The 22,410-nt window shown below is 60.8% G+C and carries 23 protein-coding genes; 18 read left to right on the top strand and 5 right to left on the bottom strand.

Annotated elements, in window-relative coordinates:
• The 8 genes from TK42_RS20945 to TK42_RS27275 all read left to right on the top strand — a co-directional run bounded on the left by TK42_RS20945 (window position 1) and on the right by TK42_RS27275 (window position 10,676).
• Window positions 1–999, top strand: a complete 999-nt coding sequence (locus tag TK42_RS20945) for an acyl-CoA dehydrogenase family protein (RefSeq protein ID WP_103735043.1) — start codon at window positions 1–3, stop codon at window positions 997–999.
• Window positions 996–1,754, top strand: a complete 759-nt coding sequence (locus tag TK42_RS20940; RefSeq protein WP_103735042.1) for a PIG-L deacetylase family protein — start codon at window positions 996–998, stop codon at window positions 1,752–1,754. The genes TK42_RS20945 and TK42_RS20940 overlap by 4 nt, the downstream gene beginning before the upstream one ends.
• On the top strand, window positions 1,751–2,350 hold the full coding sequence (locus TK42_RS20935; RefSeq protein ID WP_103735041.1) for an SAM-dependent methyltransferase: 600 nt from the start codon (window positions 1,751–1,753) through the stop codon (window positions 2,348–2,350). The genes TK42_RS20940 and TK42_RS20935 overlap by 4 nt, the downstream gene beginning before the upstream one ends.
• On the top strand, window positions 2,347–3,006 hold the full coding sequence (locus TK42_RS20930; RefSeq protein WP_103735040.1) for a glycosyltransferase family 2 protein: 660 nt from the start codon (window positions 2,347–2,349) through the stop codon (window positions 3,004–3,006). The genes TK42_RS20935 and TK42_RS20930 overlap by 4 nt, the downstream gene beginning before the upstream one ends.
• 143 nt (window positions 3,007–3,149) lie before the next feature.
• On the top strand, window positions 3,150–3,911 hold the full coding sequence (locus TK42_RS20925) for a PIG-L deacetylase family protein (protein WP_032880929.1): 762 nt from the start codon (window positions 3,150–3,152) through the stop codon (window positions 3,909–3,911).
• 250 nt (window positions 3,912–4,161) lie between these two features.
• Window positions 4,162–6,702 (top strand): autotransporter outer membrane beta-barrel domain-containing protein, encoded by a 2,541-nt coding sequence (locus TK42_RS20920; protein ID WP_103735039.1) that lies wholly within the window; start codon window positions 4,162–4,164, stop codon window positions 6,700–6,702.
• Between the two features lie 146 nt (window positions 6,703–6,848).
• Complete coding sequence (locus tag TK42_RS20915; protein ID WP_103735038.1) at window positions 6,849–9,002, top strand: TonB-dependent siderophore receptor; 2,154 nt, start codon at window positions 6,849–6,851, stop codon at window positions 9,000–9,002.
• Between the two features lie 180 nt (window positions 9,003–9,182).
• Window positions 9,183–10,676 carry a methyl-accepting chemotaxis protein gene (locus TK42_RS27275; protein ID WP_103735037.1) on the top strand — a complete coding sequence of 498 codons (1,494 nt, stop codon included), beginning with the start codon at window positions 9,183–9,185 and terminating at the stop codon, window positions 10,674–10,676.
• Window positions 10,677–10,753: 77 nt separating this feature from the next.
• Here the strand turns inward: TK42_RS27275 and TK42_RS20905 are convergent, their stop codons facing one another.
• Window positions 10,754–11,764, bottom strand: a complete 1,011-nt coding sequence (locus tag TK42_RS20905; protein WP_103735036.1) for an NAD(P)-dependent alcohol dehydrogenase — start codon at window positions 11,762–11,764, stop codon at window positions 10,754–10,756.
• Window positions 11,765–11,908: 144 nt separating this feature from the next.
• Between TK42_RS20905 and TK42_RS20900 the strand changes: the two genes are divergently transcribed.
• From TK42_RS20900 to TK42_RS27415, 4 genes are all read left to right on the top strand, one after another.
• Window positions 11,909–12,823 (top strand): LysR family transcriptional regulator, encoded by a 915-nt coding sequence (locus TK42_RS20900; protein WP_103735035.1) that lies wholly within the window; start codon window positions 11,909–11,911, stop codon window positions 12,821–12,823.
• Between the two features lie 154 nt (window positions 12,824–12,977).
• Window positions 12,978–13,217 (top strand): hypothetical protein, encoded by a 240-nt coding sequence (locus TK42_RS20895; protein WP_032880922.1) that lies wholly within the window; start codon window positions 12,978–12,980, stop codon window positions 13,215–13,217.
• 157 nt (window positions 13,218–13,374) lie between these two features.
• Window positions 13,375–14,508 (top strand): sensor histidine kinase, encoded by a 1,134-nt coding sequence (locus tag TK42_RS20890; RefSeq protein ID WP_032880919.1) that lies wholly within the window; start codon window positions 13,375–13,377, stop codon window positions 14,506–14,508.
• A gap of 102 nt (window positions 14,509–14,610) precedes the next feature.
• Window positions 14,611–14,934, top strand: a complete 324-nt coding sequence (locus TK42_RS27415; protein ID WP_371920279.1) for a DUF6429 family protein — start codon at window positions 14,611–14,613, stop codon at window positions 14,932–14,934.
• Here the strand turns inward: TK42_RS27415 and TK42_RS20880 are convergent.
• Window positions 14,832–15,347, bottom strand: a complete 516-nt coding sequence (locus tag TK42_RS20880; RefSeq protein ID WP_103735033.1) for a GNAT family N-acetyltransferase — start codon at window positions 15,345–15,347, stop codon at window positions 14,832–14,834. The two genes, TK42_RS27415 and TK42_RS20880, sit on opposite strands and share 103 nt — an antisense overlap.
• A 190-nt stretch (window positions 15,348–15,537) precedes the next feature.
• Between TK42_RS20880 and TK42_RS20875 the strand changes: the two genes are divergently transcribed.
• Both TK42_RS20875 and TK42_RS20870 read left to right on the top strand, forming a co-directional pair.
• Window positions 15,538–16,158, top strand: a complete 621-nt coding sequence (locus TK42_RS20875; protein ID WP_103735032.1) for a LysE family translocator — start codon at window positions 15,538–15,540, stop codon at window positions 16,156–16,158.
• 168 nt (window positions 16,159–16,326) lie between these two features.
• Window positions 16,327–16,866: an AAA family ATPase gene (locus tag TK42_RS20870; RefSeq protein ID WP_103735031.1), complete on the top strand. Its 540-nt coding sequence runs from the start codon at window positions 16,327–16,329 to the stop codon at window positions 16,864–16,866.
• 99 nt (window positions 16,867–16,965) lie between these two features.
• On the opposite strand, the gene TK42_RS20865 is transcribed toward TK42_RS20870, so the two are convergent.
• On the bottom strand, window positions 16,966–18,180 hold the full coding sequence (locus tag TK42_RS20865) for an aldose 1-epimerase family protein (RefSeq protein ID WP_103735030.1): 1,215 nt from the start codon (window positions 18,178–18,180) through the stop codon (window positions 16,966–16,968).
• 42 nt (window positions 18,181–18,222) lie between these two features.
• On the opposite strand from TK42_RS20865, the gene TK42_RS26900 reads away from it, so the two are divergent.
• Window positions 18,223–18,594 carry a hypothetical protein gene (locus TK42_RS26900; protein WP_158254344.1) on the top strand — a complete coding sequence of 124 codons (372 nt, stop codon included), beginning with the start codon at window positions 18,223–18,225 and terminating at the stop codon, window positions 18,592–18,594.
• Entirely contained in the window at window positions 18,477–18,776 is a 300-nt protein-coding gene (locus TK42_RS27190) for a hypothetical protein (RefSeq protein WP_103735029.1), read from the top strand. Before TK42_RS26900 ends, TK42_RS27190 begins: the two co-directional genes overlap by 118 nt.
• 148 nt (window positions 18,777–18,924) lie before the next feature.
• On the opposite strand, the gene TK42_RS20855 is transcribed toward TK42_RS27190, so the two are convergent.
• Entirely contained in the window at window positions 18,925–19,236 is a 312-nt protein-coding gene (locus TK42_RS20855) for a hypothetical protein (protein ID WP_103735028.1), read from the bottom strand.
• 160 nt (window positions 19,237–19,396) lie between these two features.
• The gene (locus TK42_RS20850; RefSeq protein ID WP_103735027.1) at window positions 19,397–20,290 is read right to left on the bottom strand and encodes a LysR family transcriptional regulator; all 894 of its coding nucleotides are present in this window, start codon (window positions 20,288–20,290) and stop codon (window positions 19,397–19,399) included.
• Window positions 20,291–20,384: 94 nt separating this feature from the next.
• On the opposite strand from TK42_RS20850, the gene TK42_RS20845 reads away from it, so the two are divergent.
• Both TK42_RS20845 and TK42_RS20840 read left to right on the top strand, forming a co-directional pair.
• Window positions 20,385–21,569, top strand: coding sequence for an MFS transporter (locus tag TK42_RS20845; protein ID WP_103735026.1), 1,185 nt, complete (start codon window positions 20,385–20,387; stop codon window positions 21,567–21,569).
• Between the two features lie 65 nt (window positions 21,570–21,634).
• A complete protein-coding gene (locus tag TK42_RS20840) occupies window positions 21,635–22,354 on the top strand; it encodes an SDR family oxidoreductase (protein ID WP_103735025.1) in 720 nt (239 codons plus the stop codon).
• The last annotated feature ends 56 nt before the right edge of the window (window positions 22,355–22,410 follow it).

The raw sequence follows: 22,410 nt of genomic DNA, 5'->3' as shown, positions 1-22,410 counted from the left end.
ATGGCGTTGCACAGTTTCCTTCAGGGCTACCGGGGCTACGCGGATACGTACGCCCTGGGTACGGCACTGAAGGCACTTCAGGAAGAAGGCCTCGATCAACTGCCGCTGCCGGGCAGCGGCGAAACCCTGGCCCGCTTCAGTCGGCTGGCCCAGGTGGCCGGCCATGACTTGCGCCTGTGCAAGTTGTTCGAAGGTCATACCGACGCGCTGGCGATCATGGCCGAACTCGACAGCCCCGCGCCGCCGCTTGGCAGTACGTGGGGCATGTGGGCGGCCGAACCACCCGCAGCCAAGGTGCGCGTACGGCGCGACGGTCAGTGGCTGATCGTCGATGGACGCAAAGCCTGGTGTTCCGGCGCGGCGGTGGTCAGCCACGGCTTGCTGACTGCCTGGGACGAGGATGATCGGCAGCAGCTGGTGGCCGTGGCGATGGATCAACCCGGCGTCACGGTGTCGGACGAGGGTTGGAATGCGGTAGGCATGGCTGCCACCGGCAGCGTTGACGTTCTGTTCAACGCGGCCAGGGGTATCGCGGTGGGCGGGCCGGGTGATTACCTGTCGCGCCCCGGTTTCTGGCAGGGCGGAGTCGGTATCGCCGCGTGCTGGTATGGCGGCGCGCAACGCCTGGGCGAAGCGCTGCGCACCCAATGTGCGCAACGCTCGGAGCCTCACGCGCTGGCCCATTTGGGGGCAGTTGACAGCGCACTGAACAGCGCCGCTTGCGTACTACGCGCCAGCGCCGAGCAGATAGACCGCGAGCCTCGCGCCGATGCCAGGCAACTTGCCCAACAGGCACGCGCATGTATTGAAGACACCGTCGAGCAGGTCATGCGTCATGTCGGCCATGCGGTAGGCGCCGGCCCCTACTGCAAAGACCCGCACTTTGCCCGGTTGATGGCAGATTTGCCGGTGTATGTGCGGCAAAGCCATGCCGAACGCGACCTGGCTGCCCTTGGCGAACTGGTCACCGGCGACGACTCGGGACGGTGGCAGCTATGAAACCCAATCCGATTGTCGGCCAGGGCACCCCACTCAATCATTGGCAAACCTCGGCACGGCTGGCCGAGTTGCCGCACATCAGCGCCGCGCAGTTGGTACCGCAGGGGCACCGCGCGGTGATCATCGCACCGCACCCGGACGATGAAGTGCTCGGCAGCGGTGGCCTGCTGCAAGGTCTGGCCGTATTGGAGCGCCCAATCCTGTTGATCTCCGTCACCGACGGCAGCGCCAGCCATCCCGGCTCCAAACGCTGGCCGGTGGCACGCCTGGGTGTGGTGCGCCCGCAGGAGTCGGCCCAGGCCCTGCACCGCCTGGGCCTGCCGTTGCACAGTTTGAAGTGGCTGCGCGGCGGTTTTACCGACAGCAAGGTGGCCGAGCGCGAAGCCCAACTGTGCGAGTTCATCCAGCGTCACCTCAAACCCACCGACATCGTGTTCGCCACCTGGCGCGAGGATGGCCATTGCGACCACGAAGCGGTGGGCCGTGCCAGCGCCAAAGCGGCCCAGGTTGTCGGCGCCACCCTGTGCGAACTGCCGGTGTGGACCTGGCACTGGGCGACTGCCGAAGACCACCGGGTGCCCTGGCATCGGGCGCGCAAGATTGCATTGACGCCCGAGCAAGTGGCACGCAAACGCCACGCGATCCACGCGTTCGCCAGCCAGTTGGAGGGCGACCCGCAGGTCGGCCTGCCGCCGGTGCTGGCACCCTACGTAGTGGAACGCTTGCTGCAACCTTTTGAAGTGGTGTTTGTATGAGTGTGGCCACCCCGTACTTTGATCAACTGTTTGCTGGTAACGACGACCCCTGGGCGTTTCGTCAGCGTTGGTACGAACAACGCAAGCGCGCACTGACCCTGGCCGTGCTGACCCGACCGCACTATGCCTCGATCTTCGAGCCTGGTTGTGCCAACGGCGAGCTGAGCGCCGAACTGGCAACCCGTTGTGAGCGCCTGCTGTGTTGCGACACCGCTAGCGCCGCCGTGCAACTGGCACAGACGCGCCTGACCGCGTTTGCTCATGCTCATGTAGAACAGCGCCGGCTGCCCCATGAATGGCCCGCGGGTCAGTTCGAACTGATCGTGTTGAGCGAGCTTTGTTACTACCTTGATGTAAATGATCTGAATCGTCTGATCGATCACGCCCTGGCGGCCTTGACCGATAACGGCCAACTCCTGGCCTGCCACTGGCGCCCGCCCATTGACGGTTGCCCGCAAACCGCCGAACAGGTGCACGCCCTGCTCCAGCACCGACTGGGTATGCCACCGCTGGTACAGCACCATGACAAGGATTTTCTGCTCGATTTGTGGAGCCGCGATGGCACCTCGGTCGCGCGCCATGAGGGGTTGCGATGATCGGCATCTTGATTCCGGTGCACAACGAAGAAGCGCTGCTGGATGACTGCCTGAGGGCTGCGCAGATCGCCGCCAACCATCCGGGGTTGCACGGGGAAACGGTGCAGATCCTGGTAGTGCTCGACAGTTGCAGCGATGCCAGTGCAGCGATCGCCCAGGCGCATGATGTGCAAAGTGTCCAGGTGCAGGCACGCAACGTAGGGCGAGCCCGAGGCGTCGGCGCACGGCACTTGTTGAACCAGGGTGCGCGCTGGATTTCCTGTACCGACGCCGACAGCCGCGTGGCCCCCGACTGGCTGGTGGCTCAACTGGCCCTGGGCTGTGACGCGGTGTGTGGCACCGTGACCGTGGACGCCTGGAGTGAGGGGTTTGACCCCGCGGCGCAGATTCGTTATCACCAGGCTTACCAGGCGCGTGATGGCCATCGGCACATCCATGGCGCCAACCTGGGCGTGAGTGCCAGTGCCTATGTGCAGGCCGGCGGCTTTGAACCGCTGGCGTGCCACGAGGATGTGCAATTGGTGCGCGAACTGGAACGTTGCGGTGCTTGCATTGCCTGGAGCCATGCGCCGCAAGTGGTCACCAGCGCACGCCTGGATTGCCGCGCCCAGGGAGGTTTCGGCGATTACCTGAAAAGCCTGATGATGGTTTCGTAAAAAAACGACAAACCTGTGACACATCCTTGTCTATGCTGAGAGTGCCTTGCATAGCATCCCAGGATTGGAATGCCGTGCACTCACCGCAGCGGAGCCTGCGCTGAAGTCAAGAGCATTACCCACCGACAAGGACGTGACACCCCATGAAGCCTGCCTCCTCAAGCGAAGGCCGTCGCGGCCCCGCGCAAATCTGGAACAGCGCGCCGCAGTTGGCGCAAATCCCCTGCATCGCACTGGCTACCCTGGTGCCGCCCGGTGCCCGGGTTGTGGTGATAGCGCCCCACCCTGGCGATGAAGTCCTGGCGTGCGGCGGTTTGCTGCAACTGCTCAGCACGCGCGAGCATCCGCTGAAATTGATCTCCATTACCGATGGCAGCGCCAGCCATCCAGGCTCCCAGGTGTGGCCGGCCAGGCGCTTGAGCGTAGTGCGTCCCCAGGAAAGCGCCGAGGCCTTGCGCCGCCTCGGTATGCCGTTGCACAGCCTCAAATGGATTCGCGGTGGTTTTTGCGACGACGCGCTAGCTGCCCACGAGCAGCCGATGAGCCAGTTCATTGCGCGCTACTTGCAACCTGGAGACGTGGTGTTTACCACCTGGCGCAATGACGGTAATGACGACCACGATGCAGTCGGTCGGGCGAGTGCAAAAGCTTGTAGCCTGGTGGGCGCGCGACTGTATGAACTGGCGATCTGGGCCTGGCATTGGCCGGCACGCGAGGGTGCGGTGATTCCCTGGCAACGCGCACGCAAGGTGCGCCTGGACACCTGGAGCGTGGCGCGCAAACTGCACGCTGCCCATGCCTATGCCAGCCAATTGGTCGGCGACCCGCAGATAGGCTTGCCGCCCATGCTCGCCCAAGTGTTGCTTGAGCGTATGCGCGAACCCTACGAGATCGTGTTCACCTAGGCGTTGGCTCGTCTATACCTGTCAGGTTTTACAGTGGCGGCCTTTTCGATCTGCAACTAAGGTGCGACAAGTGCTGCGCCAGTTGAGGTGCAGTCGAGAAAGCCATGCCAACCCATTGCATTGCCCGGTGTTTTCAGATGCAGGTAACTCGTAGTCCCTGATCCGTATCGCGTTCGTTGTTGCCATGGTTTTGAACCGCGCCCGCTGTACCGGGCGACGGGACATCATTGTGCTCAAGCGAGGACGGATCATGCGCACACGGATAACTTCTTTGTTGTACTCAGCGATTATTCTGACGGCATCGCCGTTTGCCTCGTATGCAGCGTGCACGGTCAACAACACGCCAGGCAACGACACCTCCAGTTGTGACAGCGCCACCGCGCCGGGCTTTACCGATACCGGCGGCGACAACACCCTCGAACTCACCGCCACGGGTCGAGTAAGCGGGAATGTGATCTTTGGAAGCGGCAATGATCACGTGGTTGTCAACGGCCCGAGCGCGGGCATCGATGGCAACCTCAACCAGGGTGATGGCAATAACATTTTCCAGCTCAACCAGGGCAGTATCACCGGATCCATCAGCCAAGGCGCGGGCGCTGATGGGGTGGAGATTTCCGGGGGCCAGGCAGGCGCTGTCAACCAGGGCTCGGGGATCGACCGTTTTGACATGCGCGGCGGCACCATTGCCTCGCTGGAGCAGGGCGACGGCCTGGACGTCTTCAACATGAGCGACGGCATCATCACCGGCGGCTTCGACGACGGCGACGATGCGACGATGACCGGCGGCACCATCGGCCGGGTCAACATGAAACTCGATGACAACCGGTTCGATATGTCTGGTGGCAGGATCATCGGCAACCTGGTGACCGGCTTCGGCAAAGACACCATCCTGATTTCAAACAACGCGTTCGTGGGCGGCAATATCAGCGTCAGCGGCGGTGACGATCAGGTGATCATTTCCGGTGGTGAGGTTAACGGGCAAGTGTTGCTCAGCTTCGGTAACGATGAATTTATCTGGTCCGGCGGCAACCTGCATTCCTCCGTGTTAATGGGGGCCGGCGACGATACGGCGCTGCTTCAGGGGCTGGTGGCTGAGCAAGTGGCGGCGGCGCAACTGATAGATGGTGGCGTGGGGATTGACGCCTTGACCCTGGACAACACCAAAACCGCTGATCCCGGCCTGTTTGCCAACTGGGAAAGCATTCGCCTGGACAACGGCTCACAAATGAACCTGGGCGGGACGTTGACTCTGGGGGACAGCGAGACTGGCACCGGCGCCCTGCTCATTGATAGCACCAGTTCGCTGCTGGTCAACACGGGCGGGATCAATCCGTTTACCGCCGGCCAGTTGGTCAACGTGACCAACAGCGGCACCCTCGACATGGTCACTGGCAGCACCACCGCCCGTGACACCTTGACCATCAACGGCAACTACACCGGCAACGGCGGGCGTCTGGCGCTGCAAACCGTGTTGGGAGCAGACGACTCGGCCAGCGACAAACTGGTGGTCAGCAACGGCACACTGCAGGGCAACACCACCCTGTTGATTACCAACCTTGGGGGCGCCGGCGCGGCGACGTTACAAGACGGCATCCAGGTAGTGCAGGCGCTCAATGGCGCCAGCGGGCCTGGCACTGCCTTTACCTTGGGCAATACGGTAACGGCCGGGGCGTTTGACTACTACCTGTTCAAAGGCGCGGGCACGGCTGGAACCGAGCAGAGTTATTACCTGCGCTCCACGATTCCGGTCACACCGCTGCCCGAACCTGAAGGGCCGGTCACGCCAGTGCCTGAGCCGGTGGTTGGAACCCCGCCCCTGCCGTCTAACCCTACTGACAAGGAGGTCCCGATCTATCCGCTGTACTCTGTGTTGTTTCCTGCCGCGCAGCAAATCGTGCAGGGCATGCTCGGCACGTATCACGAGCGCATGGGCGATCAGAGCCGGCAACAGCAAACCGGCGTCATGCCGGCAGGTTGGGGCCGGGTCTACGGCAGCAGCAGCCGCCAGAGTCTCGCCGGTGCGGTCAACCCTACGTTGGACGGTTCGCTGACAGGGTTCCAGGTCGGCACCGATGTGTTCGCCAGCCTGCTGGACAACGGCCTGTTGCAGCGCCTTGGGTTCTTTGTCGGTCACAGTCGCCTCAAAGGCAATGTAAAAGGCTTCAACGGCGGCTGGGAGAACAAGGACGCCGGCAAAACCACCTTGCGCGGCGATAGCCTGGGGGTCTACTGGACACTGATCGGCGCCAACCAGGCTTATCTTGACCTGGTGTTGATGGGCACCCGCTTTGATGGCAACGACGAGTCAGCGCGTGGCGTCAAGATGAAAACCCGCGGGCATAACGTTACCGCCTCCGCCGAAGTGGGCTGGCCGTTCGCGCTGAGTGCTCGCTGGATTCTGGAGCCCCAGGCGCAGTTGATCGTCGGCAAAACCAAGCTCGATAGCCAGAACGACGGTATTTCCGACGTGTCCTATGACGCCGATACCAACGTCACTACGCGCCTGGGTGTGCGCTTGCGCGGCGATTACACCGTTAATGGCCTGCCGCTGCAGCCTTATGTGCGTGCGAATGTCTGGCATTCCAGCGCTGGGGACAACAGTGTGATATTCAACGATGTGACGCGTATAGACACCGAACAGAAATCCACCACGATGGATGCCAGCCTCGGGGCAACCCTGCAAGTTGCCCAGGGCATCAGCCTGTACGGTGAAGTCGGTTATGACCGCAACCTGGACAGCAATAGCTTCAACGGCCGCCATGGGACGCTCGGCGTAAGAATGGATTTCTGACCCAGAAACCGCTGTAGGAGCGAGCTTGCTCGCTCCTACACGGCCGTGTAAGACTTTTTCCCAGAGCTTGGATCTGCCACACTGATGCGAATAATTATCAACAGATTTTTTATTCGCCACGGATGGCCTTTGGGAGCCCTATATCCATGTCTGTGCAACAACGCGTCAGCAACGCTTTTTCACCCAGCTCAATGGCGATGGCGATCTGCCTAGCAACCTCACAAGCGGCCCTGGCCGCCGACGCCGAAGCCCCGGCCACCATTGAGCTGGGCGCCACCCAGGTGTCGGGCCAGCAGCTTGGCGCAACCACTGAAGGCAGCGAGTCATACACCACCGGCTCGATGAAGACTGCAACCAAACTGCCGCTGACCCTGCGTGAAACCCCACAAGCTGTCACGGTGATTACGCGCCAGCGCATGGATGACCAGGCCATGACCAGCATCAACGACGTGGTCAACGCAACGCCCGGGTTGTTCCTCAACTACTCCAACGGGCCTGGCCGCCAGAGCTACACCGCTCGCGGTTTCGACATCGACAACCTCATGTATGACGGTATCCCCAGCGGTTACAACGGCGCGTCGGTGGGCGCCCAGCCAAACCTGGCGATGTTCGACCGTGTCGAGGTGGTGCGCGGCGCCACCGGCCTGGTGACCGGCGCGGGCAACCCCTCGGCAGCCATCAACCTGATCCGCAAGCGGCCCCTGGACGAACAGAAAGTCACCCTCACCGGCGCCGCCGGCAGCTGGGATGACTACCGTGGCGAATTCGACGCCTCCAGCCCACTCAACCCCAGTGGTACCTGGCGCGGTCGCGTCGTCACGTCCTACCGCGACGCCAACAGCTTTATCGACAAGGCCGAGCAGGATCACGGCCTGTTCTACGCCGTCACCGAAGCCGACCTGAGCGAAGACACCACTCTCACCCTCGGCTACTCGAACCAGAAGGACAAGACCAACTACTTCTGGGGGGCTTCGATGGTCGGCCTGGATGGCCGTCACCTGGACCTGTCGCGCTCTTACAACCCCGGCACCGACTGGGAAAACAAAGACCAGGAAATCAACACGGTGTTCGCCGAGCTGCGCCAGCGCCTGGCCAATGACTGGAGCCTGCAGGTCAACGCCAATTATTCCGAACAGGACGCATTGTTCTCCGGCTCCTACCAATCGCGCTGGACGAACAAGACCCTCGCCCGCACGGTGTATCAGGCCCGCTATGATGAAAACCAGGCCGGCGTCGACGCCTTTGCCAGCGGCCCGTTCGAGGCGTTCGGGCGCACTCATGAGCTGGTGGTGGGCGCCAGCAAGCGCATCTACGACATGACCACTCATAACTACAGCCCGTATGAAATGAACTGGCCGATCAATGCCGGCAAACCGAACTTCACCCGCACCAACAACGCTCGTGAAGTCACCACCCAGGACGGTTTCTACCTGACCTCGCGCCTGAGCCTGGCCGACCCGTTGAAGCTGATCCTTGGCGGGCGCCTGGACTGGTATGACTATGACAACCGTGATGGCGACGGCGACTACAAGGTTACCCGCAACCTCACCCGCTACGCCGGCTTGATCTACGAACTGAACGACCAGCACTCGGTGTATGCAAGCTACAGCGACATCTTCACGCCACAGAAAGAGAAGAGCACTGCCGGCACCCCGCTCAAGCCCATCGTCGGCAAGAACTATGAAATCGGCCTCAAGGGCGAATACCTGGGGGGCGCGTTGAATGCGAGCGTGGCGCTGTTCCGCGTTGACCAGGAAAACCGCGCCGTGCAGATCGTTGTGCCGAACTGCCCACAGGCCTCTTGCAACCAGGCCTCGGGGGAAATCCGCAGCCAGGGCATCGACTTCGAACTGCAAGGTGCCTTGACCGAGAACTGGCAAGTCGGCGGTGGCTACACCTACGCGCGAACCCACACGATCAAGGACGACGCCAACCCGCAGAAGGTCAACAAGCAGTTCGACACCGACACCCCGGAACACCTGTTCAAAGTCACCACTCGCTATAACTTCCAGGGCCCGCTGGAAAAACTCCGGGTCGGCGGCAACATCTCCTGGCAGAGCCGCATGTACAACGACATCAAGCTGGCCGATGGCAGCACCTACCGGCTCAAGCAAGGCGGTTACGCCGTCACCGACCTGATGGCCGGCTACCGGGTCAACCAACACCTGGACCTGCAAGTCAATGCCAACAACATCTTCGATCGCCGGTACTACCAGTCCATTTCCAACGATGTGGACTATGGCGGCGACTCCTATGGCAGCCCACGCAACATGATGCTGACCGCCAAGTACAGCTTCTGATTCCAGGCTGTACCGTGGGAGGGCCTGCGCCCTCCCACTCAAGTCCCCTTCCCTCCTGCCGATAACCGATTGCCGGATCTGATCCGGTAAAAAACGCTGCACCTGACTTGCTATCGACCAGCGGCCATCGTGGCACGCCACATGCTTGGTTGCTGGCATCACTACATGGAGTAACCGTGAATGCCCCTTCGCACACGCTTTCAGGAGCACTATCGCAAAGCCGACCGCATCATGCTGGCATTGATCTGGCTGATGTTCCTGTTCTCCCTGGGCTTGGCGTTCTGGCATGGCACCTTGCTCCAGGCGCTGATCGTCGGTGGCGGCACCGGCATCGTGCTGACGGCGCTCTACCGTGTCATCGGCGGCACCCGCGTGATGCGTTGCGCACTGGGCGCCGGCTTGATGGTGATGGCGGCGCTGCACATCAACCAGGCACACGGGGTGATCGAATCCCACTTCGGTATTTTCGCGCTGTTGGCGGTGTTGACCTTCTACCGTGACTGGCTGCCGATCCTGGTGGCGGCGCTGACCATCGCCGTGCACCACCTGGTGTTCCATGCGCTGCAGCACCAGGGTTTGCAGGTGTTTGTGATGGAGCATCACGGCGGCTGGACGATGATCTTCGTCCACGCCTTCTATGTGCTGATGGAAACCGTGGCCCTGTTGTACCTGGCGGTCCACAGCCAGGCGGAAGCTGTCGAAAGCCAGGAAATGCTTGAGAAGATGCTCGCTGTAACTTCACAGTTCACCGAGCAAAGCGCGCAGGGTGAAGACAAGGTGCGCGTGTCCCTGGCCAAGCGCTTCGATCACTTCCTGCAACAACTGACTCACCTGATCGACGGTGTCGCCCGCGACTCCCACGGCCTGGGGCAACTCGGCCAGGAACTGGCCTGCGCCAGTGGCACCCTGGAAAAAGGTGCGCGGCATCAACTGGTGCAGATCGGCGAAATGAACGGTTCGATGCAGCGCATGGAAGACGCCATGGGCCACATTACGGTGCAAGTCGAACAAGCCGTGGAACACGCCGGCCAAGCCAGTCAGCAAATTGTTCGCGGCCAGGAGAGCGTCGGCCGCGCCCAGCTTGAAATCAGCCAGTTGGCCTCACGCATCAACGGCACTGAATCCACCGTGCAATCGTTGGCCGTGCAGGCCGAGCAAATCGGCTCGGTGCTGGAAGTGATCAGCAGCATCGCCAACCAGACCAACCTGCTGGCCCTCAACGCGGCCATCGAAGCCGCCCGCGCCGGCGAGCAAGGCCGCGGGTTTGCCGTGGTCGCCGACGAAGTGCGCAGCCTGGCACAGCGCACCGCCCTCTCCACCCAGGAAATCAAAACCATCATCGAGGGCCTGCAGCATGGCAGCCGCGAGGCCGTCGAAGCCATGCACGCCAGCCGCGAAGGCGTGGAGCGTTGCGTGCAAGACAGCCAATTGGCGGTGCAGATGCTCCGGGCGGTCGGCGAGGACATCGCGCATATCGATCAACTTAACGGCCACATCGTCGCGACCACCCGCGAGCAGACCTCGGCCAACCTGGAGATCGTCGAGCGCTTGCAGTCGGTGCAGAGCATCGCCCAAAGCACTGCCGACGATGTGGAAACCCTGGCCCGCAGCAGCGAACGCCTGCCGCCGATTGCGGTGCGCCTGGATGCATTGGGGCGCAGGTTTCATCCTTGATCCGTCAACCCGAATATCAGCGTAAATGCCGCTCACGCATTGGCGACAGACGTGCTCATTGCAGTGATCAAGGTCGGTTAACCCGCCTTGATAACTATCTTCCCAAACGCACCCTTCGCCAAATGCGCGTAAGCCTCACGTGCCTGCTCAAACGGATACACCTGGTCGATAACAGGGCGAATATCGTGTTGGTTGAGGAATTCATTCATCCGGTCGAACGATGACCGAGGTGCTACCGCAATACCGCGAAGGGTTGTCTGCCGAAAGATCAGCGGCATCAAATCAAGCGCCGCCGTCTGACCGGTCAAAAAGCCGATCTGCGCAATCCGCCCGGATGCCTTGGTGGCTGCCACTGACTGGTTGACGCCGCTGCCGCCAGCCACGTCGAGCAACAGGTCGACACCCTTGCCGTCGGTGAGTTTCAGTACCTCGCCAGCCCAGTCCGGAGTGGTTCGATAGTTGATGCCAGCGACCGCGCCCCGGCGTTTCACGGCCTGTAGATTGTCATCGCGGCTTGAGGTTGCAATCACTTTCGCACCCAACGCGGTGGCGATTTGCACGGCGAATATCGACACCCCGCCCGTACCTTGCACCAGCACGGTTTGCCCCGGTTGGATCTGGCCGAAGTCGACCAGCGAATACCAGGCAGTGAGCGCCGCGATAGGCAATGTCGCGGCCTCTTCATCGCTCATGTTGGCAGGTGCAGCCACAGCGCTGTCTTGGTGGATGATCATGTACTCAGCCAATCCGCCCGGTAGCGGCGAGCCAAAGCAGTAATCCGGTTCGTGCGGCCCAGGCGCGCCATCCAGCCAGCGTGAATAAAGATGGGAGTTGACCCGGTCGCCGACTTTGAAGCGAGTCACCCCATCCCCCAGCGCTACCACGGTGCCGGCCGCATCACTCACTGGAATCAATGGTTTGGGGACTTTATGCGGTTCATAAATGCCGTCGACGATGGCCTTGTCGCGATAGTTCAGCGAGACGGCCCCGACCTTGACCAACAACTCGCCAGCCTGCGGTTGTGGGGTGGCTACTTCGCCCAGTTGCAGGTTGTCGAGGCCGAAGTCTTTCAATAACCACGCTTTCATGATGAGTCTCCAAATGCAGGTAATACCCGCAAACCGCAATCGGTTTGCCAGGGGCTCATCATTGGCCAGCGGCGGCGCGCAATAAATACGCAGAAAAAGACAGCTTTGTTCTATCCTGAGACAACAATCACATTCAGGGCTGTCATGCAATTACTCGAATCAATGCGCCTATTCGCCAGGCTGGCGGAGCTCGGCAGTTTTACCAAGGCCGCGCAATCACTGAACATCGGTCGCCCCCAAGTCACCCGGTATATCCAGGAGCTGGAGGCATCATTGGGCGTACGCCTGTTCCAGCGCACCACCCGCAAAGTCGCCCTCACTGCCGAGGGCGAACGCTTTTACGCACGCGTGCAGGACATTCTCGCGGATATCAGCGCCGCCACCAGCATGTTCGACCGCACCGGGGCGACGCTCGCGGGACGTCTGAGGATCGATATCCCGACCGCCTTCGCACAAATGAAATTCATTGATAGTCTCAAGGGCTTCACCGACCGTTTCCCCGGCATCAACCTGGTGCTGGGCGTGACTGATCGGGCCGTGGATTTGGTTGGCGAAGGTATCGATTGTGCGTTGCGCATAGGTAACTTGCCTGACTCCAGCCTCATCGCTCGTCCCATCGCCCGGGCAACCATGGTGACCTGCGCGGCCCCCGACTACCTGCGTGCCCATGGCCACCCAGACACCCTTGAAGCGCTGGCCGGCCATCGAGGCGTCAACTTCCTGTCCGGCCAAAGCAACCGTATATTGCCGTGGCATTTCTCGGTCAAGGGTCATAATCGAACCCTGGTCAGTCAAGCGGGCATTACCGTCACCGAGTCAAACGCCTACGTGCAGTGCGGCGTGTCGGGCTTCGGCATTATCCAGGCGCCCGGCATCACCGTGGCAGAACATCTGCACAGCGGCGCGCTGGTGGAAATCCTGCACGCCTATCGGCCTGCCCCACGCCCGGTGTCGCTGCTGTACCCGAGCCGTACTCACTTGGCGCCGCAGGTGCAGGTATTCATTGAATGGTTGCAGGAGAACTTCGTGCAGCTACAGGCCGAGTGGCTGCACAAGTAAGCCGTAGCGCCACTGAAAACTGTAACAGGCTGCACGTCATCGCTTCCTACCGGCCCACTGCGAAACTCCGCAACCTTCCTTCGGTCGATGCTACAAGAAGAGGCCGTTAGCGCCTCAGATGTCTTGTGTGTAATGAATGCTGCGGAGACAAGCCATGAAAGAAGCCTTCAACGATTTGCCCGGCCCCATAAAGCGACAGGCTGACAGACTCCTTCGCGAGATCGAACTCGCGGGGTCGATGATTCTTGCAGTAAAAGGGGGGGCCAAAGCCCAGGGGTTTGTTCTGGGAATAACCTGCTGCAAGGGGCTGACATCCGAGCGCTGTGAGCAACTGGCAAGCCATTTTGACAGCATTGTAGAGCGCAAGCTGAGGTCGCTGACACTCGGGTTTTAGCGTCAGCGGGATGAACTCTGTCGGCACGCAGAGTGGATCAATGCTATCGCTACCCCCGGCCGCGCTTTTAAAGCTGCGAACAACCTCCTACACTGCCGGGAATTTCCCTGCATCTGCGCAGCCTCGCTCTTGTGCCCTACCCTTCAGGATTACAGACATGCGCCTGGCCGATTTCATCCTTGAGCACCTCGAACCGATTCTGCAAGCCTGGGAAGATTTCGCCAGAACCCTCGACACCCCGGGCGAGGATCTCGACAGCGTGGCGCTGCGCGACCATGCCGAGCAGATGTTGCGAGCCATCGTCAGCGACCTGCGAACCAAACAGACCCGCCAAGAGCAAATCGCCAAGGCCCAGGGCCTGGCCCCCGCGGAGGAGCAGGAGACCGCGGCAGAAATCCACGCCATCACGCGGTTGATGGCCGGCTTCACCATCGATCAGATGGTGTCGGAATACCGCGCCCTGCGCACCAGTGTGGTCAGCCAGTGGATGCGCCAGATCAAGGACGGCACGCCGATCAACGTTGACGACATGACCCGTTTCCACGAGGCCATTGACCAGGCGCTCGCCGAGTCCATCGCCAGCTATTCGCGCGCGGTCGAGGCATCGCGCAACGTGTTTCTGGGCATCCTCGGCCACGACCTGCGCACGCCGCTCGGCGCGATCCTGCTGGGTGCCGACGTGCTGCGGCGCTCCCAGGATGCAGGCCCCAAGGCGAACAAAGTGGCCAACCAGATCTACACCAGTGTGCGTCGAGCGAGCAAGATCGTCGGCGACTTGCTCGACCTGACCCGCTGCCAGATGGGGCCGGGCATTCCGGTCAGAACGGCCGATATAGATCTCTCACCGCTTTGCCAGCGTGTCGTAGAAGAAATCCGCACGTTTCATCCTGAAGCGATCATCCTGTTCGATTCGAAGACCCAGGCGTCGGGCCAGTTCGACGGCGCCCGAATGGAGCAGGTGTTCTCGAACATCGTCAGCAACGCCGTGCAGCACGGCGACACCACGCGGCCTATCCAGGTCGAGTTGGAGTTACAGGAAGATTTCGCGGTATTTTCCGTGCACAACAGTGGAGAGGCGATACCTGAGGATGTGCTGCCGTTCATCTTCAACCCGATGGGCCGCTTCTCTCAGCGTACTGCCGTCAATCACGGCCCCACAGAAGGCTTGGGCCTGGGCCTGTTCATCGCCTCGGAAATCGTCGCGTCCCATGGCGGATCGATTGAGGTCAGCTCTGATACCGAACACGGCACGGTGTTTCATGTGCGGCTTCCCCTCAATTCGATAGCCTAGGTATCAACACAGCTTCGGCGCGACCCTGAACCGATGGGAAGGGGCAAGCCCTAATGCCAGTCAGTTAAGCGAACGAAATGCTCAAAGCAGCGCAGATCAAATGTGGGAGCGGGCTTGCCCGCGAAGACGTCGGCCCAGCAAACATTGGTGTTGACTGACCCACCGCTTTCGCGAGCAAGCCCCCCTCCCACAGGAGATCTACGTTTAACTGACCGGCATGGTTATATTCTGAACCCGGTCAACAAGAACAAGTCGATTTGGTTGACGACGCAAGGGCTGGAGCGAGGCCGGCAACTGGCTGATCGGTTGTTTGGAACAAAAGCTCAGGTAAAGGACAACCTGTACCGCACCTCCACCAGCGTGACACCGCCCCTCTCAATCTTGAGTTCGCTGCCTGCGTCCTCGACACAACCGACCCTGCGATAAAAGCGCATGGCCCGTTCATTGCGGGCCAGGACCCAAAGCGTCAGGCAGTCATACCCCTGCTGAACCAACGCCTGCAAGCCCGCGTTCCACAGCGCCAGCCCGACGCCCGTTTGCCAATACCTGGTCAGAACATAGATGGCCATAACCTCCCCTGCATTTGCCCCGGCGGCCTCTTCGTCACGGCTGGCGCCAACGGCTATCCACCCGACAATCTGCTGGTCCACCTCTGCGACCCATACTTCCGGTTCGCCCGCGGCTATCGAGCGACGCCAATAGGCTTCGCGCTGAGCCAGGGTGGCTTGTAACCCGTTCAAGTAGTCGGTGGGCATCAGGTCGCGATACGCCTCTTGCCAACTGCTGATATGCACTTGGGCAATGGCGTTTGCGTCGGTGGGTAATGCTCTGCGAATCATGCGGGCTCCTTCCATCGTGCACTGAATCTTGTCTTCGCAGTGTGCCTACGGGCCTATGACAAAATCAGTTTCGCCGGGGACTAAATAAAGATCTTGCGCTCCGGCACGCAGATACACTGCCAGCCTCATTGCTGTCCCTGCCGACTGCCCCTATCCTCAACGCTCTCGTCCGACCAAACCCGGAGCCGCCATGGACCTCGCCACCCTCGCCCTCTTCTTGCCTGCCTGCTTCGCCCTGAACATGGCGCCTGGCCCCAACAACCTGCTGTCGGTAAGCAACGCCACCCGCTACGGCTACCGCACCTCCTGCCTCGCAGGTCTCGGTCGGTTGCTGGCCTTTGCCGGCATGATCGCCCTCGCCTCCGCCGGGTTGGCGGTAGTGCTGCAAACGTCGGAGTTGTTGTTTTACGGGATCAAGATACTTGGCGCGGCGTATCTGTTTTATCTGGCGTATCAGCTATGGCGTGCGCAACCACAGGCAGAGTCACCAACAGCCGCTCACCAGGTCGGCTTATGGGCTCTGGCACGGCAGGAGTTTCTGGTGGCGGCGGGCAACCCGAAAGCCATCCTGATCTTCACCGCTTTCCTGCCGCAGTTCGTGGTACCTGACCAACCCATCACCGCACAGTTCGCCCTGCTGGGCGCGATGTTCCTGGTCCTGGAATGGATCGCCATCAGCGCCTACGGCTACATGGGCCTGCATATGCGCCGCTGGTTTGGCGAGCCAAGGGGCAAGCGCATCTTCAATCGTTGCTGCGCGGGGCTGTTATCAGCGGCGGCGGCAGTGTTGTTGACCGCTCGCCGGGCCTAACCCAACGACTGCAGGAGCGAGCTTGCTCGCGAAGGCCGCCAACGTTGGCACGGGGTGCCTGGATAAAAGGTGGCGCTCTTGGGTTTGCGTGAGCACGTTGACGCAGACAGGCATTGACGTAGAATCGCCACCCCAAAAATTCAGCGCGCACAGCGAGAAGGAGCTTAGATGCGACGGGTGATGATTGTGGGTCAACCTGGGTCAGGCAAAAGCACCTTGGCGCGCAAGCTTGGTCAGTGCACGGGTTTGCCGGTCGTTCATATCGACACTATCCACTGGCAGCCAGGGTGGATCGAACGCAGCCGCGACGCGAAGACGCAGCTTTGCCTTGAGGTCGAGGCCCGTGAACGCTGGATATTCGAAGGAGGCCATTCAACCACTTGGGACAACCGGCTGGCCCGCGCAGATCTGTTGATATGGATTGACCGTTCGGCGACGCTCCGATTCTGGCGCGTATTGCTCAGGACGCTGCTCAAACGCGGTCAGACTCGGCCTGACTTGCCGGAGAACTGCCCCGAACGACTGGCGAACCTGCCGGAGTTTTTTAGATTCATGTGGCAGACCAAAGAATCAGCGCGAGTAAAGATGCAACAACTCGTGGAGGCTGCCCCACCCGCCTGCCGTGTGGTTCATCTGCGGTCCAATCGGGATACCCGGATTTTTCTTGCAAGCATTGGACGTTCGATTGGCCAGACAACGCCAGATTGATCGTCGGCTGACGGCTTCACTCCGTCGTTAATGTTGCCGCACCCCGCATAAGCGTGGGTGCTCAACATCAATGACATCGCAATGATGCTCCAGGCGGCGTCATTCCTTGGTCAAATCAACCAACGGCGTCTGCCGCACCTCAGTCTCACGCCCATCCTGAATTTCGCTGACCTGCTTCAAAGCCTTATCAACAGCGGCCTTGTCCGCCAACAGGCTGTAGCTGATGCGGAACTGCTTGTGTTCCTTCGGCCCGATTGTCGGCACCAGATTCAGTGGCCGCTGATAACGACGGTTGTAGGAAAAACTCGTCCCTGGCTCCAGCCCCGTGACATAGCCCTGGCCTTGGGTGTCGGTGTTTTTCCAGAGGGAAAACACCGGCAGTGTCTGCGTATTGAAGCCAACCGAAACGCCCAGGCTGCCGGCCTTGTTATGCAGCACGGTCAAGGTATCGCCCTTGGCATCGGCATATGGCACCACGTTGTAGACCGTTTCGTCATAGTCCTTGGTCGGTGCGCGATAGGTTTGCCAGTCGGCCAATTCGCCCTTGGCCTTGTCGTTGAACGGCGACACCTGCTTCACCGGCGCGACAAACCGCGCGCCCTGCTCCAGGAACGGGGTGCTGAAGTTACTGTGATACAGCGCCTGGTATTCCTTCGGATAGTCGCCGTTGTTGGTCAGGGTGTCGTTGAGGGCAAACACCACACTGCCAGGTTGGGTAACCAGTTCGGTCGCGACAGAGAAGTCGACCTTCTTGAACGCCTGCTCTTTCAGCTCGCCGCGCAAGGTGATGGCATACGGTGGTTTTTCATCGATATGCAGCGTGACTTTATTCGCAGGAATATTGGCGGCCCGCCCGTGCAGGGTCAGCAGTTCGCCGTTGTCCATGCCAGGGTGGCCGACCCACTCGTAGCCGCAGCGGGTGACCAGCTCGTTGAAACCTTCCAGCCAGCCCAGCCCACCGCGGCCATTGAGCTCGATAAACGACGGATTGACCACTTCCTTGACCGGCGAATCCCAACCCATGCGCACATCGCCGACCGAAGCCTGCAACACGTTCATACCGCGAGTCGGCACCACCGAAAGCTTCATCGTGCCGTTATCGATATCAACGATGCTCACCCCCTCCTGCCGACCACCGTGCAAGGTGCGCAGGGTAACGCTGAAGGGCTTGTCGGTTTGTACGCCGAGCTGCTGGCTGGTGATCTGCCAGTTCTGGGCGGCTTTGTCGGTGTCGAGGAGCACGTAATCCCAGGCCATGGCGTGGGAGGCAGCGGACAGTGCGCTTAGGGCAACGAGGAGTTTTAGCGGGGTCATAGCGGTGGCCTTTATTGGAGTTGTGGGGGTTTTATAAACTCGATGAAACGTTTCAGCAAGCTTAAAAAGCGTGATGGTGTGGGGAAATATCAAGAAGGGAATGAGGCTAGTCGGGAGCAGACTGCAGCGAAAAAGTGGAGTGAGCGGCGTTCGAGCCTCAGTCCATCCGTGCCGGTTACAACCTTTGCGTTGATCGTCGGCTGCAACGACGCTTATAGTTTCCCGGTCGCCCATGTGGCGATCAGATTTGGCGACCTGATTATCGGTAAATCATTGCATTTATCGGAGTTTCAAAAATGGAAAGATATATCCCTCTTACTGGAATCGATCGGGTTCCAGCGTCCCTGCTCATTGACTCGCAAGCACCGCTCGATGTGCTGCAAGCGATGGCTGACTATCGCATTCGTACCGTGACTCAAGTATTGGAAAACATCGCTTTTCGGGGTGAAGTGGAGGCTGACTGCGTGGTGCTTTCGGATTTTGCTCAACTACTGGCGATACCGTTGCGGGATGGGTGTGATCTGATGGATGTTATCGCGCGTCGATTGCGGGAGCAGGCTTCGGAGGTAGAAGCGCACTCTACAGCGGTTAGCTAGAAAGGGCTCCGTGCGCTGGAGCAAGGCAGGCCAGCGCGTGGAGGAGAAACTGGTTATTTCTCACGGGCCGTAAACGGCCAGTTCCGGTCTTTTGCGACCGGCTACAATCGACCCAGAGTTGCCTCTCAGAGAGCTAAAGCTGAGGTTGTCACTCGTCAAACAGAGTCCAGCCATGGCAAATGCCGTCAAAGTCTTTTGCCGTAAAAAATAATACAAGTTCCTCGGGGTCAAATTTTGTGTACAGCCAGTGCCCAGGAACAGGGCCTCTCGTTATCACGTATTCCAAGCGGTACTTTTGAACGGCTGCAGAACTGAGAGAAGCTGAATTCAACTCAAATCTGTCACCTTGATTGAGCGCCCATAGCTTTCCAACAAGGCTGTCATCAAGTACCACCTCTTCAGCTGTCTCCATCAGATGCCGTGTATGCAGTTTTTTTTGAAGCCTAACGCTTCTGGCCATGGATCAACCTACCAATAAACAGTCCGAAGATCGGCATGATAATACTGGAACGCGGAGATGACCGCTCTGGGGCTATTTCAGCCGGTTCCGACAGGCAGCTATTGGCCGAAATCCGCCGATCCCCCCCTCCCAACAAATCCAGACCTAAACCCGCACCTCCTCAACCCCCATGCCTCTCCACCAAAAAATCCACAAACGCCCTAACCCGCGCCGGCATCGCCCCTCCCCCCACAAACACCGCATGAATCGGCTCCACATCCCCCGGGTTAAAGTCCTCCAGCAACACCACTAACTCCCCCCGCTTCACCTCCTCCACCACACTAAACGCCCCAATCCGCGCAATCCCTGCCCCCAGCTTTGCCAACTGTGCCAATGCCTCGCCACTGTTGCCCTCAATCGTCCCCGCCACCTTCAACGAAAACTCCCGCCCATCCGCCCTGAACGGCCAATCCGGCGCCGCTCGGCGGAAGTTGAAGCGCAGGCAGTTGTGCTGGAGTAGATCCTGCGGCGTTACCGGGGTGCCATGCCTTGCCAGGTACTCCGGTGAGGCGACGATAACTTGCCCGGTGGAGCCGATATGCCGGGCGGTCAGCGGGCTGTCGGCGAGGGGGCCGAAGCGGATGGCGACGTCGGCCTGGCCGCCGAGGATGTCCACCACTTCATCGCCGAGCATCAGGTCGACGACGATGGCCGGATAGCGGGCGCTGAAGGCGGCGATCAGCGGGACGATAGTCATGCGGCCATGGGCCAGGGCGGCGCTGACTCGCAGGCGGCCGCGTGGGGTGCCCTGGTCGGTGATGGCGTCTTCGACTTCGGCCATGTCTGCGAGGATGCGCCGGGCGCCGCGCAGGTAGGCTTCGCCTTCGGCGGTGAAGGTGATGGCGCGAGTGGTGCGCAGCAGCAGTCGGGTGCCGATGCGCTTTTCGGTGCGGGTGATGATGCGGCTGATGGACGATGGCGTCAGCCCCAGGGCTCGCGCCGCGCCCGACAGGCTGCCCTGCTCGGCGACCATGGCGAACACTTCCATCTCTCCTGACCGACCGCCGATGTCCATTTGTGCCTCCTGCGCAAAGCTGTAGTTCCCGAGCAAGGGCTACTGCTTGAAAAGGCTGGATTGTAGCATTCGGCACACAGATGAGGAGTCAACCATGCGTATCAATCCACCCCTTGTAGCCTTGTCCATCGGTGCCTTCGGCATCGGGGTCACGGAGTTTGCGCCCATGGGCATGTTGCCCGGTATTGCCGCCGATCTTGGCGTATCCATTCCAGCCGCCGGGCTGCTGGTGAGTGCTTATGCCATGGGCGTGCTGATCGGCGCGCCGATCATGACCCTCGCCACGGCGAGAGTGCCGCGTCGTTATTTGCTGATCGGGCTGATGGCGATTTTTACCCTGGGCAATTTGTTGTCGGCGCTGGCCACCAACTACCAGACCTTGATGGTCGCAAGGCTGGTGACGTCGCTGAACCACGGGGCGTTTTTTGGCATTGGTTCGATTGTGGCAGCCAGCGTGGTAGCGCCGGAGAAACGCGCGGGGGCGGTCGCGGCGATGTTTCTCGGGCTGACCTTGGCGACCATCGGCGGCGTGCCGCTGGCGACCTGGTTTGGCGAGAACTTTGGTTGGCGCACGGCGTTCTGGGGGATCAGCGGCCTCGGTGCGGTGGTGATGGCGGCGCTGTGGTGGGCGTTGCCGAATGCACCCGCGCCTAAAGGTGGCAGCCTGATGGCGGAAATCCGCGTATTGGGCCGCGGGCCGGTGCTGGCCGCGTTGGCGCTGACCGTGGTGGGCTCCAGTGCGATGTTCACGGTGTTCACTTACATCGCGCCGATTCTGCGCAACGTCACCCACGCCTCGACCAACTTCGTCACCGGGATGCTTGTGCTGTTCGGGATCGGGCTGACCCTGGGCAACGTGTGGGGCGGCAAGTCGGCCGACCGCTCGGTGGACCGTACCTTGATCACCTCGCTGGTGGTGTTGATTGCCGTGCTGCTGGCCTTCTCGGTACTGATGCAATGGCCGCTGCCTGCCGCCGTGTCGATCCTGCTATGGGGTGCCGCCAGTTTTGCGCTGGTACCGCCGTTGCAGATGCGTGTGATGGAGGCCGCCAAGGATGCGCCTAACCTGGCGTCGGCGATGAACATCGGCGCGTTCAATTTTGGCAATGCGATTGGTGCGGCGCTGGGTGGCGCAGTGATCAACGCCGGGTTGGGCTACCCGGCTATTTCCCTGGCCGGTGCAATCATGGCGGGCCTGGGCTTGCTGATGGTGCTGGGTTTGGCCTGGCGCTCGCGGCGTGCGGGTTTACGCACTTGCCGGGAAGCCGTGCAAGCCTGAACAGCAGGCTGGAAAGCCCCACCCAACTGCCTTATAACTACGCCCTTCAGTCAAGGAGACGCGTAATGAAAACCATGGTAGTGGGCGCCAGCAAAGGCCTGGGCAAGGCGCTGATCGAGGGGTTGGGCGAACCCGGGGATACGCTGATCGGTGTATCCCGCAGCCGTCCAGAACAGCTCAACCACAAGGCTGATGTGCAGGTGCGTTGGATCGAAGCCAACCTGGCCGAACCCGCCAAAGCTGCCCAGGCCATTGAAGCCTCGGTGACCGAGAGTGGGCTGGATACCTTGATCTACAACCTGGGTATCTGGGAAGAATTTGCCTTCGACCCGGCGTACAACTTTTTGGCCGACAGTGATGAGCAGCTCGAAGCCATTGTCACGTGCAACATCACCGCTACCTTGTTGCTGATCAAACGCCTGCTGCCGGTGCTGCTCGACAGCGCCAACCCACGAATCATCCTGACTGGCTCGACCTCCGGCCTGCCGCAAAGTGGCCGCCCGGAGGTGGCCTTCGGTGCCTCCAAGTTTGCGCTGCGCGGGATTGCCGATGCCTTGCGTGAAGGCTATCGGCATCAGCGCCTGGGCGTGACCTGCCTGAACCTGGGCTACCTGAACACCGAAGACCCGTTGAGCACACCGCTCGCAGTGGCGGCGCAACGCGGTGAAGGCCAGTCGATTCCGGTGCATGACGTGGTGCAAGTGGTGCGCATGACGCTGAACTTGTCGCCGGCCAGTTTCGTCAAGGACATCACCTTGCCGGCGATCCTGGATGAGCGGTTCTAAACGGGGTAGAACGCCCGCGGTTATCGTCTAGACTTCACGCACCGTCCAACCCGAGG

This window comes from Pseudomonas sp. GZJR-8 (assembly GCF_002916705.1).
In the GTDB taxonomy this organism is placed as follows: domain Bacteria; phylum Pseudomonadota; class Gammaproteobacteria; order Pseudomonadales; family Pseudomonadaceae; genus Aquipseudomonas; species Aquipseudomonas synxantha_A.
This window is presented reverse-complemented; position numbering and strand designations above follow the sequence as displayed.

Excerpts from the sequence above, each read along its gene's own strand:
- TK42_RS20925 (WP_032880929.1), top strand. The coding sequence starts at position 3,150 with ATGAAGCCTGCCTCCTCAAGCGAAGGCCGTCGCGGCCCCGCGCAAATC.
- TK42_RS20875 (WP_103735032.1), top strand. The coding sequence starts at position 15,538 with ATGGACCTCGCCACCCTCGCCCTCTTCTTGCCTGCCTGCTTCGCCCTG.
- TK42_RS20905 (WP_103735036.1), bottom strand. The coding sequence starts at position 11,764 with ATGAAAGCGTGGTTATTGAAAGACTTCGGCCTCGACAACCTGCAACTG.
- TK42_RS20855 (WP_103735028.1), bottom strand. The coding sequence starts at position 19,236 with ATGGCCAGAAGCGTTAGGCTTCAAAAAAAACTGCATACACGGCATCTG.
- TK42_RS20940 (WP_103735042.1), top strand. The coding sequence starts at position 996 with ATGAAACCCAATCCGATTGTCGGCCAGGGCACCCCACTCAATCATTGG.
- TK42_RS20850 (WP_103735027.1), bottom strand. The coding sequence starts at position 20,290 with ATGGACATCGGCGGTCGGTCAGGAGAGATGGAAGTGTTCGCCATGGTC.
- TK42_RS20930 (WP_103735040.1), top strand. The coding sequence starts at position 2,347 with ATGATCGGCATCTTGATTCCGGTGCACAACGAAGAAGCGCTGCTGGAT.
- TK42_RS20915 (WP_103735038.1), top strand. The coding sequence starts at position 6,849 with ATGTCTGTGCAACAACGCGTCAGCAACGCTTTTTCACCCAGCTCAATG.
- TK42_RS20920 (WP_103735039.1), top strand. The coding sequence starts at position 4,162 with ATGCGCACACGGATAACTTCTTTGTTGTACTCAGCGATTATTCTGACG.
- TK42_RS20880 (WP_103735033.1), bottom strand. The coding sequence starts at position 15,347 with ATGATTCGCAGAGCATTACCCACCGACGCAAACGCCATTGCCCAAGTG.
- TK42_RS20895 (WP_032880922.1), top strand. The coding sequence starts at position 12,978 with ATGAAAGAAGCCTTCAACGATTTGCCCGGCCCCATAAAGCGACAGGCT.
- TK42_RS20840 (WP_103735025.1), top strand. The coding sequence starts at position 21,635 with ATGAAAACCATGGTAGTGGGCGCCAGCAAAGGCCTGGGCAAGGCGCTG.
- TK42_RS27190 (WP_103735029.1), top strand. The coding sequence starts at position 18,477 with ATGGAAAGATATATCCCTCTTACTGGAATCGATCGGGTTCCAGCGTCC.
- TK42_RS20865 (WP_103735030.1), bottom strand. The coding sequence starts at position 18,180 with ATGACCCCGCTAAAACTCCTCGTTGCCCTAAGCGCACTGTCCGCTGCC.
- TK42_RS20890 (WP_032880919.1), top strand. The coding sequence starts at position 13,375 with ATGCGCCTGGCCGATTTCATCCTTGAGCACCTCGAACCGATTCTGCAA.
- TK42_RS27275 (WP_103735037.1), top strand. The coding sequence starts at position 9,183 with ATGCCCCTTCGCACACGCTTTCAGGAGCACTATCGCAAAGCCGACCGC.
- TK42_RS20935 (WP_103735041.1), top strand. The coding sequence starts at position 1,751 with ATGAGTGTGGCCACCCCGTACTTTGATCAACTGTTTGCTGGTAACGAC.
- TK42_RS26900 (WP_158254344.1), top strand. The coding sequence starts at position 18,223 with ATGAAACGTTTCAGCAAGCTTAAAAAGCGTGATGGTGTGGGGAAATAT.
- TK42_RS20845 (WP_103735026.1), top strand. The coding sequence starts at position 20,385 with ATGCGTATCAATCCACCCCTTGTAGCCTTGTCCATCGGTGCCTTCGGC.
- TK42_RS20900 (WP_103735035.1), top strand. The coding sequence starts at position 11,909 with ATGCAATTACTCGAATCAATGCGCCTATTCGCCAGGCTGGCGGAGCTC.
- TK42_RS20945 (WP_103735043.1), top strand. The coding sequence starts at position 1 with ATGGCGTTGCACAGTTTCCTTCAGGGCTACCGGGGCTACGCGGATACG.
- TK42_RS20870 (WP_103735031.1), top strand. The coding sequence starts at position 16,327 with ATGCGACGGGTGATGATTGTGGGTCAACCTGGGTCAGGCAAAAGCACC.